The organism is Pseudomonas prosekii (assembly GCF_900105155.1).
GTDB classification, from domain to species: domain Bacteria; phylum Pseudomonadota; class Gammaproteobacteria; order Pseudomonadales; family Pseudomonadaceae; genus Aquipseudomonas; species Aquipseudomonas prosekii.
The window spans coordinates 4,562,040-4,577,908 of the sequence record NZ_LT629762.1 but is presented as its reverse complement, the minus strand read 5'-3'; the positions used below and the strand labels follow the sequence as shown (position 1 = coordinate 4,577,908).

Here is a 15,869-nt window from a genome sequence, read left to right as displayed (position 1 = left end):
AGACGTTAAAAAATCGTGGCTGAAACAAGCGCTTGCAAGACAAACCTGAGCGCTGTCCTTATCCATACAGGTGCGACGACTTATCCTGAAAAGAAAACACACAGGCGCTTCAAAAAGGAGCGTCTACCCTTCAGTCACAACGTCATGGAGGACGTCGAAATGCCGCTGATTCTGCTGTTGATCGCCCTGCTCTGCCTTTTACCCAAAGCTTATGCTGCAACCATTCACCGCTGCGAGTCAGCCGATGGACAAGTGACCTTCACCACCATGAGCTGCAAGACTGAGGAAAGTCTTTCAGTACAGACCGTGAGCCCATTCATGCCTGGCACGGTCGTAGCGATCATGCCGGAAAGATCCAATACCAGAAGGAGGGAGCCAACGATTGTCGGCCGATCAGAGGATAAATGTGGAAACTTGATCAACGCCAAGCAAAGGCGTGAAGCGATCATCAATCAGCGCGTCGTTGCCGGCATGAGCCAACAGGATGTCGAAAGCGCGCTCGGTAAACCGCACAAGATCAATATTCGCAATTCATCCACGCGCTACAGCTATGACCTCAAGCGAGGCCGCACCGCCCAGGTGGAGTTCGATGAGAAAGGATGCGTGAAAGGAAAAGCCAAATCCCAGACGGCAAAAAGCCCGCGTTAGACGCAGGCTTTTTGGTGTTTGGTGCACTCGACAGGATTCGAACCTGTGACCGCTCGGTTCGTAGCCGAGTACTCTATCCAGCTGAGCTACGAGTGCATTTTGTGTTTTTAAACCAGACCACAACTGGTTGAAGCAAAGTTGCCTGCATTACTGCAAACAACTCTTAAATGGTGCACTCGACAGGATTCGAACCTGTGACCGCTCGGTTCGTAGCCGAGTACTCTATCCAGCTGAGCTACGAGTGCATTTGTTGCCGCGCATTATAGGCCGTCTAATCTCTATGTCAACCGCTTTTTTCTAGTAATTTCAACAACTTACCGAAGAAGCTAGATTACAACGTACTACGCAAATAATGGCGGAGAACGGGGGATTCGAACCCCCGACACCCTTTTGAGGTGTACTCCCTTAGCAGGGGAGCGCCTTCGGCCACTCGGCCAGCTCTCCGCAACACGGGGCGTATCTTAACCAACCTTTTCCCCGTTTGCAAACATAAAAAACGATAAAAATTAATGGCTTGGTTCGTCGTCCTTCTCTTTCTTGATCCGCAAGTAGATTTCCTCGCGGTGAACAGCAACCTCTTTAGGCGCGTTAACGCCAATACGCACTTGATTTCCTTTGACGCCGAGCACGGTTACAGTGATTTCGCCATCACCAATAATCAGGCTTTCTGCGCACCGACGAGTCAGAATCAGCATACCTTTCTCCTCACGCATTTCATTTCAGGGACAACAGTCTGCAAAAAAAAGGCACTCGACCTACAACCGGAGCGGTCGCAGCCCTGCATGCCTGAGTATTGACCAGCGCGAGCAAAAGAACAGAGTCCTGGCCCGCGCCATTCAAAAAAGACGAAGGGCGCGGTCAGACCGCGCCCTTCGGCAAACGCATCACTCGCCTTGACGGGCCGGTGCGTCCAGTTCGAAAGCCGTGTGCAGAGCGCGCACAGCCAGTTCCAGGTATTTCTCTTCGATCACTACCGAAACCTTGATTTCCGAGGTCGAGATCATCTGGATGTTGATGCTTTCCTTGGCCAGCGATTCAAACATGCGGCTCGCCACGCCTGCGTGAGAACGCATGCCGACGCCGACGATCGAGACCTTGGCGATCTTGATGTCACCGACCACTTCACGGGCACCGATCTCGCGAGCGGTGTTTTCCAGTACCGTTTGCGCGGCCTGGAAGTCGTTACGGTGGACAGTGAAGGTGAAGTCGGTGGTGTTATCGTGCGCAACGTTCTGCACGATCATGTCGACTTCAATGTTCGCGCCGCTGATTGGTCCAAGGATCTTGAACGCAACGCCCGGGGTGTCTGGCACGCCACGGATGGTCAGCTTGGCTTCATCGCGGTTGAAAGCGATGCCGGAAATGATCGGCTGTTCCATGGTTTCCTCTTCATCAATAGTAATGAGGGTGCCCGGACCCTCCTTGAAGCTGTGCAGTACGCGCAGCGGAACGTTGTACTTGCCGGCGAATTCCACCGCGCGAATCTGCAACACCTTGGAACCGAGGCTGGCCATTTCCAGCATCTCTTCAAAGGTGATCTTGTCCAGGCGCTGGGCCACGGAGACAACGCGCGGATCGGTGGTATAGACGCCATCGACATCGGTGTAGATCTGGCATTCGTCAGCCTTCAACGCTGCTGCCAGCGCCACACCGGTAGTGTCGGAGCCGCCACGCCCGAGGGTGGTGATGTTGCCGTGCTCGTCGACGCCCTGGAAACCGGCGACAACCACCACGCGACCCGCCTTCAAGTCACCGCGAATCTTCTGATCGTCAATCTGCAAGATACGCGCTTTATTGTGCGCGCTGTCTGTCAGGATTCGGACCTGATTACCGGTGTAGGACACCGCTGGCACGCCACGCTTGATCAGCGCCATTGCCAACAGGGCAATCGTCACCTGCTCACCGGTGGAAACAATCACGTCCAGTTCGCGCGGAACCGGTTGCCCGTCGCCACTGATTTGCTTGGCCAGATCGATCAGACGGTTGGTCTCGCCGCTCATTGCAGACAGCACAACCACCAGGTCATCGCCGGCATCGCGGAATTTCTTAACCTTGTCGGCGACCTGCTCGATTCTCTCGACAGTGCCGACCGAGGTGCCTCCAAATTTCTGTACGATCAAAGCCATTTCAAAGCCGCCTCTGCCCATGAAGGGCGCCCAATAATCACTCAAACAGTTGCCGGGCGCGCTACTAGACCGCGCGCCCGGCAAACCGCCTTATAAACCCTGCTCTACAAATGGAACGGTCAGGGCCAGTGCCGCGTCCAGTGCGCCGGCGTCTACACCACCGCCCTGCGCCATATCCGGACGACCACCGCCCTTCCCGCCCACTGCCGCAGCGGCTTGCTTCATCAAATCACCGGCTTTGAGTTGGCCAGTCAGGTCTTTGGTTACGCCTGCAACCAGAACGACCTTTTCCTCATGGACACTGCCGAGCAGGATCACTGCGCGGCCGAGTTTGTTTTTCAATTGATCGACCAGCGCCAGCAGCGCCTTGCCGTCCTGACCGTCCAGACGCACGGCCAAGACTTTCACGCCTTTGACATCCAGCGCCGAGGCCGACAGATCGTCGCCCGCCGCGCTGGCAGCCTTGGCTTGCAACTGCTCGAGTTGCTTCTCCAGCAGACGGTTGCGCTCAAGCACAGCCGACAGCTTGTCGATCAGGTTGTCGCGGCTACCCTTGACCAGGTTGGCCGCTTCCTTGAGTTGTTCTTCGGCAGCGTTCAGGTACGCCAGCGCCGCAGCGCCAGTGATCGCCTCGATACGACGCACGCCGGAAGCCACACCACCTTCGCTGACGATCTTCAGCAGACCGATGTCGCCGGTACGGCTGGCGTGAATGCCGCCACACAATTCGACGGAGAACGCGCCGCCCATACTCAGCACGCGCACGTTGTCGCCGTACTTCTCGCCAAACAGCGCCATGGCGCCTTTTTGCTTGGCGGACTCGATGTCGGTTTCTTCGGTTTCAACGGCGGAGTTCTTGCGAATCTCGGCGTTGACGATGTCTTCCAGGGCTTTCAACTGCTCAGGCTTGATCGCCTCGAAGTGGCTGAAGTCAAAGCGCAGGCGCTGACTGTCGACCAACGAACCTTTCTGCTGAACGTGCTCGCCCAACACCTGACGCAACGCCGCGTGCAGCAAGTGCGTCGCCGAGTGGTTCAACGCCGTGGCGTGACGCACTTCGGCATCGACATGGGTTTCAACCGGGGCGCCGACCGTCAGGCTGCCGAGTGCCAGCACGCCGTGGTGCAGGAACGCGCCGCCAGTCTTGGTGGTGTCGCGCACGTCAAAACGGCTGCTGCCGACTTGCAGGTAACCGCAGTCGCCAATCTGGCCGCCCGATTCAGCGTAGAACGGCGTCTGGTCGAGTACGACCACGCCTTCTTCACCTTCACTCAAGACGTCAACCGAGCGCCCTTCTTTATAGATAGCAACAATCTTCGCCGAACCGCTGGTGGCCTTGTAGCCGGTGAACTCGGTCGCCACGTCAACCTTGACCAGGGTGTTGTAGTCGAGGCCAAACGAACTGGCCGACCGCGCGCGTACACGCTGGGCTTCCATTTCGCGTTCGAAGCCGACTTCATCGACGGTCAAGTTGCGCTCGCGAGCGATGTCGGCGGTCAGGTCCATCGGGAAACCGTAAGTGTCATACAGCTTGAACACCACGTCGCCCGGCACCACGGTGCCTTTGAGTTCCAGCAGATCTTGCTCGAGAATCTTCAAGCCGTGCTCCAGCGTCTTGGAGAACTGCTCTTCTTCAGCCTTGAGCACGCGCTCGATATTGGCCTGTTGCTGCTTGAGTTCCGGGAACGCATCGCCCATTTCGGCGACCAGCGCCGCGACGATCTTGTAGAAGAAGCTGCCGGTCGCGCCAAGCTTGTTACCGTGACGGCAGGCCCGACGGATGATCCGGCGCAGCACATAGCCGCGACCTTCGTTGGACGGCAACACGCCATCGGCAATCAGGAAACCGCACGAACGGATGTGGTCGGAAACCACTTTGAGCGACGACTGATCATCGTTGCTGCAACCAATCGCCTGGGCCGAAGCGCTCAGCAGGTTCTTGAACAGGTCGATTTCATAGTTGGAATGCACGTGCTGCATCACCGCACTGATCCGCTCCAGGCCCATGCCGGTGTCAACCGACGGTGCTGGCAACGGATGCAACACGCCGTCGGCGGTGCGGTTGAACTGCATGAAAACGTTGTTCCAGATCTCGATGTAACGGTCGCCATCTTCTTCCGGCGAACCCGGTGGGCCGCCCCAGATGTGCTCGCCGTGATCGTAGAAAATCTCGGTGCACGGGCCGCACGGGCCGGTATCGCCCATGGTCCAGAAGTTGTCCGAGGCGTACGGCGCGCCTTTGTTGTCGCCGATGCGGATCATGCGCTCGACCGGTACGCCGATCTGCTGGGTCCAGATGTCGTAAGCCTCGTCGTCCGAGGCGTAGACCGTTACCCAGAGTTTGTCTTTCGGCAGTTTCAGGACGCCGGTCAGGAAGGTCCAGGCGTAGGTGATCGCGTCATGCTTGAAGTAATCACCGAAGCTGAAGTTACCGAGCATTTCGAAGAACGTGTGGTGACGAGCGGTATAACCGACGTTCTCCAGGTCGCTGTTCTTGCCACCGGCGCGCACGCATTTCTGACTGCTGGTCGCACGGGTGTACGCACGTTTTTCCTGGCCCAGGAAGCAGTCCTTGAACTGGTTCATCCCCGCGTTAGTGAACAGCAGGGTTGGATCGTTGCCCGGAATCAAAGAGCTGGAGGCTACACGGGTGTGGCCTTGCTCTTCGAAGAAGCGAAGGAAGGCTTCACGGATTTCTGCGCTTTTCATTAGGTTCTTCCACGGAGGCTGCGGCCAAAGGCCTGTGCAAAACGTCAACAGACGAAGCGACGGCAAAGGGCCGCATTATATCGGCCCTGCGCGCGGGGTACAGCGTGTTTATACGATAGAAACGGTCAATTGGACGGCTAACCCTGTCAGTTGCGCGAAAACTCGACGAATGTCGCGATGACTTGCTCGATTTGCGCGCGGCTGATGTCCATGTGCGTGACCATGCGCAGGCGCCCGGCGGCGCTGAGCTTGATCCCGCGCTCGGCGGCGAAGGCCTTGAGCGCGTCGGCGCGCTCACCCATGGCCACGTAAACCATGTTGGTCTGCACCGGCTCGACGGCGTAACCGGCCTCGCGCAAACCATCGGCCAGCGCTTGCGCATTGGCGTGATCGTCGGCCAGGCGCTGGACGTTGTGATCCAACGCATACAGCCCCGCTGCCGCCAGAATCCCGGCCTGACGCATGCCGCCGCCGACCATCTTGCGCAAGCGCCGCGCCTTGGCGATGAACTCGACCGAGCCGCACAACACCGAACCGATCGGCGCGCCAAGCCCTTTGGACAGGCACACCGAAACCGAATCGAAATGCTGTGTGATCTGCCGCGCATCAACGTTGAGCTTCACCGCCGCGTTGTACAACCGCGCGCCGTCCAGGTGCAACGCCAAGCCATGTTCGCGGGTGAAGCTGCGCGCCCGAGCCAGATATTCCAGCGGCAGGACTTTGCCCTGCATGGTGTTTTCCAGCGCCAGCAAGCGGGTGCGGGCGAAATGGAAGTCATCCGGTTTGATCGCGGCAGCTACATGCGCCAGGTCCAGCGACCCGTCTTCCTGGACTTCCAGCGGTTGCGGCTGGATCGAACCGAGCACCGCCGCCCCGCCACCTTCGTACTTATAGGTGTGCGCCTGCTGACCGACGATGTATTCCTCGCCGCGCTCGCAGTGCGCCATCAACCCGAGCAAATTACTCATGGTGCCCGTCGGCACGAACAACGCGGCGGCAAAACCCAGCCGTTTTGCCAGTTCGGTTTCCAGACGATTGACCGTCGGATCTTCGCCATACACGTCGTCACCAGTGTCCGCAGCGGCCATCGCCTCGAGCATTGCCTGGGACGGTTGTGTGACGGTGTCGCTGCGAAGATCGATAACGCTCATGAATCCGGCCTCGGTATGTAGGGGAGATTTACTTTTGCAGGTTGAATTACTGCGGGCAGGCCGACGATTAATCAACCCTTGGTCGCGCAAAAGAGCCTTCGCAGCTTCGGAAAACTCGATATCAATCATCAGAATGCAGGAATGCGCAGCCCGGGAATATGTGTTAAAAAAGCTCCGCCGCCCGACAATCGGGCGGCAAAACGTTCTCAGGGCGGGGTGCAACTCCCCACCGGCGGTAATTGCGCGCAATGCGCATAGCCCGCGAGCGCTTGGTGCCAGACCTGCTTCGGCGGTGTTTGGCGACAAGGTCAGCAGACCCGGTGTGATCCCGGGGCCGACGGTCATAGTCCGGATGAAGAGAGAACGGGATTGGCGCCAAAGGGCCGACCGCGAGCATTTTTTATGCGAGCGCGCGCACCCTTAAATCCCATTCGATTCATAAGCCCTGTTTTTCACACAAACAGGAACCAGAACATGCAACCCACCGCAATCGACAGCAAAAGCAAAAACCATCAGGGCGAGCGCGTCGCGTTCATCCAAGCCTGCTGGCACAAGGAAATCGTCGATCAGAGCCGTCATGGCTTCGTCGCCGAAATGCTTGCCCAGGGTTATCAGGAATCCGACATCGATTTCTTCGAAGTCGGCGGTGCCTTTGAAATTCCACTGCACGCCAAGCTGCTGGCCAAGTCCGGCCGTTACGCCGGCATCGTCGCTGCAGGCCTGGTGGTCGACGGCGGGATTTACCGCCATGAGTTCGTCGCCCAATCGGTGATCAGCGGCCTGATGCAGGTTCAGCTGGAAACCGAAGTGCCAGTGTTCTCGGTGGTTTTGACCCCGCATCACTTCCATGCAGGCGAAGAACATCAGAAGTTCTTCTTCGAGCATTTCGTGCACAAGGGCCAGGAAGCGGCGAAGACCTGCGCGGATACGCTGCATAAAATGCGTGCGTTGCGTCGTAATGAGCCGCGCGCGGTAGCGGTTTAAGCACAAACCTCTGGTCTGGGTGAGGTCTTCTGCCTCACCCAAATCAAAATGTGGGAGCGAGCTTGCTCGCGATGGCGGATTGTCAGTCGATGGTCATGTTGACTGATGCACCGTAGTCGCGAGCAAGCTCGCTCCCACATTGGTTTTACGTCGGTTTCGAAATCGGGATCAGGCGAGGTTGTCGTCGCTGGTCGGCACGATCAGGATGCCGGCGCGCAGGCCGTTTTTGACTTTGGGGTTGGGGAAGATAATCCGCGCGCCCTGCTCTTCGATGATCCAGCGGGTCTGGGCGATGTCTTCGGCCAGCACGTAACCCACTTCCAATTCCGAAAAGTTCTCGACATCCGCTGGCAGGTTCAACCGGAAGTTGTCGCTGTGCTTGATGATTTCCCGCGCCACGCTGAACAGCTGCAAACCGTCGAGTGAGGCTTCGGTGGCAGGCGGCTCAGTGCCTTCGATGATTTGCTTCAGACGCGTTTCCAGCAGATCGACATTCACCCCGTCGTTCTGCCCGAACGGCCGCGCCTTGCCCAATTCCAGGGTAAAGGCCTCGGCGCCCAGCTTGTCGTAAGTGTACGAACTGAAGACGATCGACGGCTTGTTCTGCAGCAGCACCGCTTCCATGCCGGCGGCGCGCAGACGCGCCAGTTGCAGGCGTGAATGCTGGCGACCTTCTTTCCACGGATACAACGCAAATTGCTCGATCTTCGAGCCGCGAATCGCCGTGTGCAGGTCGTAGTGCAAACGCTCGCGGTCCGGCAGGCTGAAGAAACTCGCCGCGAGGCGCTCGAGTTCACAGGCGCGCAGGGCTTCGGAACCGCTGCTTTGTTCGTGACGGCCGTTGAACAGCCGGTTGACGTCCTGCTCGATGTACCGCTCGCCGCGACGGATCGCTTCAGGGTTGCCGAACAGAAACAGAATACGTGCGCGCGGCTTCAGATCGCCGCGAGCGATGTCGTGCAACAGACGATCAAGCAACTCGATCGGCGCTGTTTCGTTGCCATGGATCCCCGCCGATAGCAGCAGGTCCAAGCCATTGTCGCGCGCTTCAGGCGGCCGGACTTCCAGCGCACCTTCGCTCAACCAGCGCATGCGCACGCCTTCGACAGTCAGTTGAGTCTTCTCCGCCGGTTCGCGGCCGGCGAGGGTCAGTTCAAGCAGTTTGCCGAGGGCGAGCATAGAGCGAATTCCTTAGTGGTCGTGGGCGCAATCCGGGCCGTGCACGTGGTCTTCGTCGTCACCGACTTCAGCCGGTTCCATTTCCAGTTGCAGACTTACCAGATTAGTCGCCAATGGGCGCAGCAGCAGGTTGGCGTATTCGGCATCGCCTTCTTCGACGTCAACGCCGATCAGCAATTGACCGCGGCCGTCTTGCTGAATCCACAGCTCTTTGCCTTGCCACATGACCGCGACGCGGGTGCAGGAAGTTTCCAGTTGCGTGCCGTCGGTGTCTTCAAGGATCAGCTGCAGGGTATCGCTCATGGGTGTTTACGCTCTCGTTGGAGATGAAGCAGCGCGCCGTCGTGACCGCAGACGCGCCGTTGATCAATTGATCTGGAATGGATAAACCGCGCCCAGTTTAAGGATTTGCGTCAATTCATCCAGTGCCGTCCGGCATTCAAGCAACAATTGCGGGTCCGCCAGATCGTTTTCGGTCATGCGGTCGCGGTAGTGCTTGTCGACCCATGCGGTCAGCGAACCGTACAACGGCGCCGTCATGATAACGCCCTGATTGACCGCCGCCAGTTCGGTTTCATTGAGTGCCACGCGAAGTCTCAGGCAAGCAGGGCCACCGCCGTTCTGCATGCTTTGCTTGAGGTCAAACACCTTCACTTCGCTGATGATCCCGCCAGAGCTGGTCAAACCTTGCAGGTATTGCCAGACGCGTTCATTGCCCCGGCATTCTTCCGGAACAATCAACAGCATCGAGCCGTCAGGACGCGACAGCAACTGGCTATTGAACAGGTAGGACCGAACCGCGTCTTCAACAGTTACTGCGGAACGCGGTACGCAAACAGACTGAAATTTCCCACCGACCTTGGCGAGTTTTCCGGCAAGTTCGGCGAGCATCTGTTCGGTGTCGAGGAACGCGTCCTCGTGATAGAACAAAACCTCGCCATTACCCACGGCAATTACGTCGTTGTGGAACACGCCCTGATCGATCACCGAAGGATTCTGCTGCGCGTACACCACGCCGTCATCGCTCAAACCGTGCAGACGCGCAACCGCTTGCGAGGCTTCGAGGGTCTGGCGCGCCGGGTATTTTTGCGGCGCCGGGTAACGGTTGTCGAAAGCGCTGCGACCGAAGACGAAAAACTCCACGCCCGCCTCGCCGTACTCACGGCAGAAACGCGTGTGGTTGGCCGCGCCTTCGTCGCCGAACTGCGCCACCGCCGGCAATGCGGCGTGGTGGGCGAAGTGCTTCTGGTCAGCGAACATCGCGCCGAGCACGCGGCTGGTGGTCGGATGCTCGATGCTGCGGTGATATTTGCAATTGAGGTTGGCGGCGGTGAAGTGCACGCGGCCATCGGCGGTGTCGGCACTTGGGCTGACAGTGGCGGCGTTGGCCACCCACATGCTCGAGGCCGAGCAACTGGCGACCAGCAACGGCATCGCTTCTTTGGCGGCGCGCTGGATTACTTCGGCGTCGCTGCCGCCGAAACCCAAACGGCGCAATGCGGCGACGTCCGGGCGTTCTTGCGGTGCCAATACGCCTTGTTGAAAGCCCATTTCCATCAGCGCTTTCATTTTCGCCAGGCCTTGCAGCGCAGCTTCCTTCGGGTTCGAGGATTGCTGGCTGTTGCTCTGGGACGCGACGTTGCCGTAGGACAACCCGCCGTAGTTATGGGTCGGCCCCACTAGACCGTCAAAATTGACTTCATAGGATTTCATCAGCGAGGCTCCACGAGAATCTGTTGTTGTAGGCATCTGGTAGTCATTCTTTTAGACCGAGGCGCGGCCTTCGCGGGCAAGCCTTGCTCCTACAGGATTTGTGGTGTGCGCCAATCATGCGAACGACACAAAACCTGTGGGAGCGAGGCTTGCCCGCGAATGGGCGCTACGCCATCTTCACGCCAGGCGTCAGCGTCGCCGGCATCACCAGGCTCGGGGTTTCCAGCGACGCGACCGGGTACGCGCAATAATCCGCCGCGTAATACGCACTGGCGCGGTGGTTGCCCGAGGCGCCGACGCCGCCGAATGGCGCGCTGCTCGCGGCGCCGGTCAGCTGTTTGTTCCAGTTGACGATACCGGCGCGGCTTTGCAGCCAGAACTGCTGGTAACGCGCTTCGGAATCCGACAGCAAACCTGCCGCCAAGCCGTATTCGGTGTCGTTGGCCTCAGTGATCGCCGCTTCGAAATCAGCGTAGCGGATCACTTGCAGCAACGGGCCGAACAGCTCTTCATCCGGACGGTCCGCGACCGCCGACACATCGAGAATGCCCGGCGTCAGCAACGCGGCTTGCGCCTGTGGCTGGGTCATTTCCAGCAGCGCCACGGCGCCATTGGCCAACAGATGTTCCTGGGCATCCATCAACGCTTTCGCCGCGCCGAGGGAAATTACCGAACCCATGAACGGCGCTGGTTGCTGATCGAACGCGCCAACGTCAATCGTCGCGCTGACCGCTACCAATCGCGCCAGCAACGCATCGCCCCACGCGCCTTGCGGCACCAGCAAGCGGCGTGCACAGGTGCAACGCTGGCCGGCGGAAATAAACGCCGACTGAATAATCGTGTAAACAGCGGCATCGACATCTGCCACTTCGTCAACGATCAATGGGTTGTTACCGCCCATTTCCAGCGCGAGGATCTTGTCCGGGCGACCGGCAAATTGTTGATGCAGGTGATTGCCGGTGCGGCTCGAACCGGTGAAGAACAGACCGTCGATACCCGGATTCGCCGCCAACGCGATGCCGGTTTCACGCGCACCCTGCAGCAGGTTCAACACACCGGCCGGCAGACCGGCTTCGATCCAGCATTTAACTGTCAGTTCGGCAACTTTCGGCGTCAGCTCGCTCGGTTTGAACAGCACGCTGTTACCGGCCAGCAGCGCCGGCACGATGTGCCCGTTCGGCAAGTGGCCAGGGAAGTTGTAAGGGCCGAACACCGCAACCACGCCGTGTGGCTTGTGGCGCAACACGGCGGTGGCGTCGCCCAATGGGCCGCTCTTCTCGCCCGTGCGTTCACGGTAGCTCTGCACCGAGATGGCAATCTTGTTGACCATACTGGTGACTTCAGTCGCCGATTCCCACAGCGGTTTGCCGGTCTCTTCGCCGATGCAACGCGCCAGTTCGTCAGCGTGATTTTTCAGCGCGGCGGCGAAGGCTTCGAGCACCGTGATGCGCTCGTCCAGCGTGCGCCGAGCCCAGCCCGGAAACGCCTGACGCGCGGCTTGCACGGCCGATTCAACCTGAGGGGCAGTGGCGCCTTCGCCGGTCCACAGCACTTGCTGGGTCACCGGGTTCAGCGATTGAAACGCCTCACCCTGGCCGGCCAGCCATTCACCTGCGATGTATAGCGAATTCATTATTTCGACTCCCGAGCAGCGGACAACGGCACGGCGCGCACTTGATCGCCGGCGTTGAGTTGAAGACGTTTGGCGGTCAGCGGATCGACCACCAACGTACCGGCGGCGAAGCGTGCCGAGGCAGCAGTGATGCGGCAGTCCTCGCGCTTGCGGTTGTGAATCAGGAATGGCGTAGCGTCATCGCCCGGCGTGCCGATTGCCAGCACCAGCGCCTGGCTGTCACGCACCGCGCGGATTTTGCCGGTTTCGCATTCCACCGACGGGCCGGCGTCGAAAATGTCGACGTAACCCTGATAGCTGAAGCCTTCGCTTTTGAGCATCGACAGCGCCGGCTCGGTGTCCGGGTGCACCTTGCCGATCACGTTGCGCGCGTCCGGCGAAAGGAAGCAGGTGTACAGCGGAAACTTCGGCATCAGTTCGGCGATGAACGCCTTGTTGCCGACGCCGGTCAGGTAATCAGCCTGGCTGAATTCCATTTTGAAGAAGTGCCGGCCCAGGCTTTCCCAGAACGGCGAGCGCCCGGCGTCATCCGACACGCCGCGCATTTCGGCGATGATCTTGTTGCCGAACAACTGCGGGAATTCGGCGATGAACAACATCCGCGCCTTCGCCAGCAAACGGCCGTTGAAGCCATTGCGGTGATCGGCGTGCAGGAACAGCGAGCACAATTCCGAGTTGCCGGTCAGGTCGTTGGCGAGGAACAGCGTCGGAATCTCGCGATAGATGTTCAATTCCTGCGAGGCGCTGACCGTCAGGCCGACGCGAAAGTTGTACCAAGGCTCACGCATGCCGACCGCGCCAGCGATAGCGGAAATGCCGACCACGACGCCGTCGTCATCTTCGAGCACGAACAGGTAATCCGCATCACCGCGCCCGGCTTCGCCGCTGAAGGTCTTTTCGGCCCAGCCGACCCGATGGGCCAGACGTTCTTCGTTGGCCGGCAAAGTGGTCAGGCCGGTGCCGGTGCTCCGGGCCAGGTCGATCAGAGCGGGTAAATCGCTGCTGCGTACGGGACGAACGATCATGCTATCTCCTCAAACGGGCCGCTTGCGCCACCCGTGAAACTCGCTGCTTTCAGGCATTCTGTTGAGCAAAAAACAGCGGTCAAACCGCTACCAGGCGCACGCTTGCACCTTCACCGACGCCCAATGCTTCGGCCGCTTCCAGGTCCAGGGTCACCGGTTTGCCGGGCGCGTAATCGAGCTCGAGCAATACCGCGCGGTAATCCTGCAACTGTGCGTTGGCTACCAGGTATTGGCGACCGGCACCTTTGACTGGCTCGCCGATTTTCACCGGGACCACTCGGCTCTGGGCGATCGAACGAATTCCCGAGACGCGCGCGTGCAAGGTCGGGCCGCCGTCGAAGATGTCGATGTAATGATCGGTTTCAAAACCTTCGCGCATCAGGATGTCGAACGTGATCTGCGCGCGCGGGTGCACCTGGCCCATCGCTTCTTGCGCGGTGTCCGGCAGCAGCGGCACGTAGATCGGGTAATGCGGCATCAGTTCGGCGAGGAACGTGCGGCTTTTCAGGCCACACAGACGCTCGGCGGCGGCGTAGTTGAGGTCGAAGAAGTTACGCCCGATTGCGTCCCAGAACGGCGAGTCGCCGTTTTCATCGCTGTAACCAACGATTTCGGTAACGACCGAATCGGCAAAACGCTCCGGGTGGCTGGCGACGAACAGCAAGCGCCCACGCGAGTTGAGTTCCGACCACGGCGAACCCACCAGCTCCGGCAGCACGTAGAAGCTGGTCAGCAAGCTGTTGCCGGTCAGGTCGTGGCACTGCGAGAGCACGTGGATCTTGTTGTGGATCTTCAGTTCGCGGGAGGCGTGAACGAAGGTTTCGTTGCGGAAGCTGTAGAACGGCTCGGAATAACCGGCCGAGGCGACGATGGCCGAGCAGCCGACCAGTTTGCCGGTGGCGGAGTCTTCGAGGACGAAGAAATAGCTCTCTTCACCGTTGAAACTGACTTCAGCGGAAAACGACGCTTCGCTCGCGGCGATCTTGTCGCTCAGGCGTTCAACGTCATCCGGCAAGGAAGTGACACCAATCGGGCTGTCCGCAGCCAGACGCTGTACCTCGCCCAGATCAGCCATTTGCGCGGGGCGCATCACCAGCATGGTGTCACTCCTTTCTCTAACTCTTGTGGGGAAATAAGCCGGCCCCTTGTAGGAGCGAAGCTTGCTCGCGAAGGTGTGTCAGTCGACATCACAGTGACTGACACACCTTCGCGAGCAAGCTTCACTCCTACAGAAAAGCGGGTCCGGCATAAAAATTTGCATCGACGCCTGAATCATCAGGCGTCGAAAGGTCTATCAGGCTTGTGCCAGTTTCGCCGCAGCGCGTTCGAAACGGTCGAGGCCGGCGTCGATGTCGGCGTCTTCCACCACCAGGCTCGGGGCGAAACGAATCACGTCCGGGCCGGCTTGCAGGATCATCAGGCCTTCACGCTCGGCGGCGTTGAAGATGTCCTTGGCCTTGCCTTTCCATGCATCATTGAGCACGCAACCGATCAACAGACCCAAGCCACGCACCTGAGTGAACAGGCCGTATTTCTCGCCGATCTGCTCCAGGCGAGCCTTGAACTTGTCGTGCTTGGCGTTGACGCCGCTGAGCACTTCAGGGGTGTTGATCACGTCGATCACTGCTTCAGCGACCGCGCACGCCAGCGGGTTGCCGCCGTAAGTGGTGCCGTGGGTGCCGACCACCAAATGCTTGGCCAACTCTTCAGTGGTCAGCATGGCCGCGATCGGGAAGCCGCCGCCCAGGCTTTTCGCGCTGGTGAGGATGTCCGGGGTCACGCCGTAATGCTGGTAGGCGAACAACTTGCCGCTGCGGCCCATGCCGGTTTGCACTTCGTCGAACACCAGCAACGCATTGTTCGCGTCGCACAGTTCGCGGGCGCCTTGCAGGTAAGCCAGCTCGGCCGGCAATACACCGCCCTCGCCCTGAATCGGTTCCAGCACCACGGCGCAAGTCTTGTCCGAAATCGCAGCTTTCAGCGCAGCCAGGTCGTTGTAAGGAACGTGGGTGATGCCGGTGATTTTCGGACCGAAACCGTCGGAATATTTCGACTGGCCACCGACGTTGACGGTGAACAGAGTGCGGCCGTGGAAGCTGTTAAGCGCGGCGATGATTTCGTACTTCTCGCTGCCGAAACGGTCGAACGCGACGCGACGGGCCAGCTTGAAAGCGGCCTCATTGGCTTCAGCGCCCGAGTTGCAGAAGAACACGCGCTCGGCAAACGTGGCGTCGATCAGCTTGTGCGCCAGGCGCAAGGCCGGCTCATTGGTGAACACGTTGGACACGTGCCACAGCTTGTTCGCTTGTTCGGTCAAGGCACCGACCAGCGCCGGATGCGCATGGCCCAATACGTTGACGGCAATCCCGCCGGCGAAGTCGATCAGCTCGCGGCCAGACTGGTCCCAAACGCGGGAACCGGCACCACGCACAGGGATGAAAGCGGCAGGCGCGTAGTTGGGAACCATTACCTGGTCGAAATCGGCGCGTTGTACCGCAGCGTGCTCAACGGACATCGGAGTCTCCTGAAGAGGAACACCCGCCTGAAACTGGCGAGCGATGAGGGGATTGTAAGGACAGTTTTCAGCCCGGCCTTGCCGCCAAGCGACAACTTCTTATAGCGCCAACCCCGGTTTTAGCCGGGTTTACGGCAATGCGACATATACCGTCGCAATGGCGCAGTTTAAACCGATGCGGCGGAC

The 15,869-nt window shown here is 59.4% G+C and carries 13 protein-coding genes, 3 tRNA genes and 1 riboswitch; of the genes, 2 read left to right on the top strand and 14 right to left on the bottom strand.

Translation table 11 applies throughout. The annotated features are described in order from the left end of the window. The first annotated feature begins 159 nt into the window (after positions 1-159). Positions 160-648, top strand: a complete 489-nt coding sequence (locus BLU01_RS20825) for a cell envelope protein SmpA (RefSeq protein ID WP_092281680.1) — start codon at positions 160-162, stop codon at positions 646-648. Positions 649-667: 19 nt separating this feature from the next. Here BLU01_RS20825 and BLU01_RS20820 read toward each other — a convergent pair. The 7 genes from BLU01_RS20820 to ltaE all read right to left on the bottom strand — a co-directional run bounded on the left by BLU01_RS20820 (position 668) and on the right by ltaE (position 6,634). After that, positions 668-744: transfer RNA gene (locus BLU01_RS20820), tRNA-Arg, on the bottom strand. A 72-nt stretch (positions 745-816) separates the two neighbouring features. Continuing rightward, a tRNA-Arg gene (locus BLU01_RS20815) sits at positions 817-893 on the bottom strand. A 108-nt stretch (positions 894-1,001) separates the two neighbouring features. Then, a tRNA-Ser gene (locus tag BLU01_RS20810) sits at positions 1,002-1,092 on the bottom strand. Between the two features lie 62 nt (positions 1,093-1,154). Beyond that, positions 1,155-1,343 carry a carbon storage regulator CsrA gene (gene csrA / locus BLU01_RS20805; RefSeq protein WP_003178872.1) on the bottom strand — a complete coding sequence of 63 codons (189 nt, stop codon included), beginning with the start codon at positions 1,341-1,343 and terminating at the stop codon, positions 1,155-1,157. Positions 1,344-1,532: 189 nt separating this feature from the next. Next, positions 1,533-2,774, bottom strand: a complete 1,242-nt coding sequence (locus tag BLU01_RS20800) for an aspartate kinase (RefSeq protein WP_054044740.1) — start codon at positions 2,772-2,774, stop codon at positions 1,533-1,535. 90 nt (positions 2,775-2,864) lie between these two features. Then, positions 2,865-5,483 carry an alanine--tRNA ligase gene (gene alaS, locus BLU01_RS20795; RefSeq protein WP_092279047.1) on the bottom strand — a complete coding sequence of 873 codons (2,619 nt, stop codon included), beginning with the start codon at positions 5,481-5,483 and terminating at the stop codon, positions 2,865-2,867. 146 nt (positions 5,484-5,629) lie between these two features. After that, positions 5,630-6,634, bottom strand: coding sequence for a low-specificity L-threonine aldolase (gene ltaE, locus BLU01_RS20790; RefSeq protein WP_092279045.1), 1,005 nt, complete (start codon positions 6,632-6,634; stop codon positions 5,630-5,632). Positions 6,635-6,832: 198 nt separating this feature from the next. After that, positions 6,833-7,003, top strand: a riboswitch (FMN riboswitch). Positions 7,004-7,108: 105 nt separating this feature from the next. On the opposite strand from ltaE, the gene BLU01_RS20785 reads away from it, so the two are divergent. Next, the gene (locus BLU01_RS20785; protein WP_092279043.1) at positions 7,109-7,618 is read left to right on the top strand and encodes a 6,7-dimethyl-8-ribityllumazine synthase; all 510 of its coding nucleotides are present in this window, start codon (positions 7,109-7,111) and stop codon (positions 7,616-7,618) included. 168 nt (positions 7,619-7,786) lie between these two features. Here the strand turns inward: BLU01_RS20785 and astE are convergent, their stop codons facing one another. From astE to BLU01_RS20750, 7 genes are all read right to left on the bottom strand, one after another. Continuing rightward, positions 7,787-8,797, bottom strand: a complete 1,011-nt coding sequence (astE, locus tag BLU01_RS20780; RefSeq protein WP_092279041.1) for a succinylglutamate desuccinylase — start codon at positions 8,795-8,797, stop codon at positions 7,787-7,789. 12 nt (positions 8,798-8,809) lie between these two features. Beyond that, positions 8,810-9,100 carry a topoisomerase II gene (locus tag BLU01_RS20775; RefSeq protein ID WP_092279039.1) on the bottom strand — a complete coding sequence of 97 codons (291 nt, stop codon included), beginning with the start codon at positions 9,098-9,100 and terminating at the stop codon, positions 8,810-8,812. Positions 9,101-9,163: 63 nt separating this feature from the next. Next, complete coding sequence (gene astB, locus BLU01_RS20770) at positions 9,164-10,510, bottom strand: N-succinylarginine dihydrolase (protein ID WP_092279037.1); 1,347 nt, start codon at positions 10,508-10,510, stop codon at positions 9,164-9,166. A gap of 166 nt (positions 10,511-10,676) precedes the next feature. Further along, entirely contained in the window at positions 10,677-12,146 is a 1,470-nt protein-coding gene (astD, locus tag BLU01_RS20765; protein ID WP_167370480.1) for a succinylglutamate-semialdehyde dehydrogenase, read from the bottom strand. Further along, complete coding sequence (gene astA, locus BLU01_RS20760) at positions 12,143-13,168, bottom strand: arginine N-succinyltransferase (protein ID WP_092279033.1); 1,026 nt, start codon at positions 13,166-13,168, stop codon at positions 12,143-12,145. The genes astD and astA overlap by 4 nt, the downstream gene beginning before the upstream one ends. A 79-nt stretch (positions 13,169-13,247) precedes the next feature. Then, entirely contained in the window at positions 13,248-14,267 is a 1,020-nt protein-coding gene (aruF, locus tag BLU01_RS20755; RefSeq protein ID WP_092279031.1) for an arginine/ornithine succinyltransferase subunit alpha, read from the bottom strand. Positions 14,268-14,462: 195 nt separating this feature from the next. Further along, positions 14,463-15,683, bottom strand: coding sequence for an aspartate aminotransferase family protein (locus BLU01_RS20750; RefSeq protein WP_092279029.1), 1,221 nt, complete (start codon positions 15,681-15,683; stop codon positions 14,463-14,465). Between the last annotated feature and the right edge of the window lie 186 nt (positions 15,684-15,869).

Bases quoted from the DNA above. Each gene is read 5' to 3' on its own strand.
- alaS (WP_092279047.1), bottom strand. From the start codon at position 5,483: ATGAAAAGCGCAGAAATCCGTGAAGCCTTCCTTCGCTTCTTCGAAGAG.
- astA (WP_092279033.1), bottom strand. From the start codon at position 13,168: ATGATCGTTCGTCCCGTACGCAGCAGCGATTTACCCGCTCTGATCGAC.
- astE (WP_092279041.1), bottom strand. From the start codon at position 8,797: ATGCTCGCCCTCGGCAAACTGCTTGAACTGACCCTCGCCGGCCGCGAA.
- BLU01_RS20775 (WP_092279039.1), bottom strand. From the start codon at position 9,100: ATGAGCGATACCCTGCAGCTGATCCTTGAAGACACCGACGGCACGCAA.
- BLU01_RS20785 (WP_092279043.1), top strand. From the start codon at position 7,109: ATGCAACCCACCGCAATCGACAGCAAAAGCAAAAACCATCAGGGCGAG.
- aruF (WP_092279031.1), bottom strand. From the start codon at position 14,267: ATGCTGGTGATGCGCCCCGCGCAAATGGCTGATCTGGGCGAGGTACAG.
- ltaE (WP_092279045.1), bottom strand. From the start codon at position 6,634: ATGAGCGTTATCGATCTTCGCAGCGACACCGTCACACAACCGTCCCAG.
- astB (WP_092279037.1), bottom strand. From the start codon at position 10,510: ATGAAATCCTATGAAGTCAATTTTGACGGTCTAGTGGGGCCGACCCAT.
- BLU01_RS20800 (WP_054044740.1), bottom strand. From the start codon at position 2,774: ATGGCTTTGATCGTACAGAAATTTGGAGGCACCTCGGTCGGCACTGTC.
- BLU01_RS20750 (WP_092279029.1), bottom strand. From the start codon at position 15,683: ATGTCCGTTGAGCACGCTGCGGTACAACGCGCCGATTTCGACCAGGTA.
- csrA (WP_003178872.1), bottom strand. From the start codon at position 1,343: ATGCTGATTCTGACTCGTCGGTGCGCAGAAAGCCTGATTATTGGTGAT.
- BLU01_RS20825 (WP_092281680.1), top strand. From the start codon at position 160: ATGCCGCTGATTCTGCTGTTGATCGCCCTGCTCTGCCTTTTACCCAAA.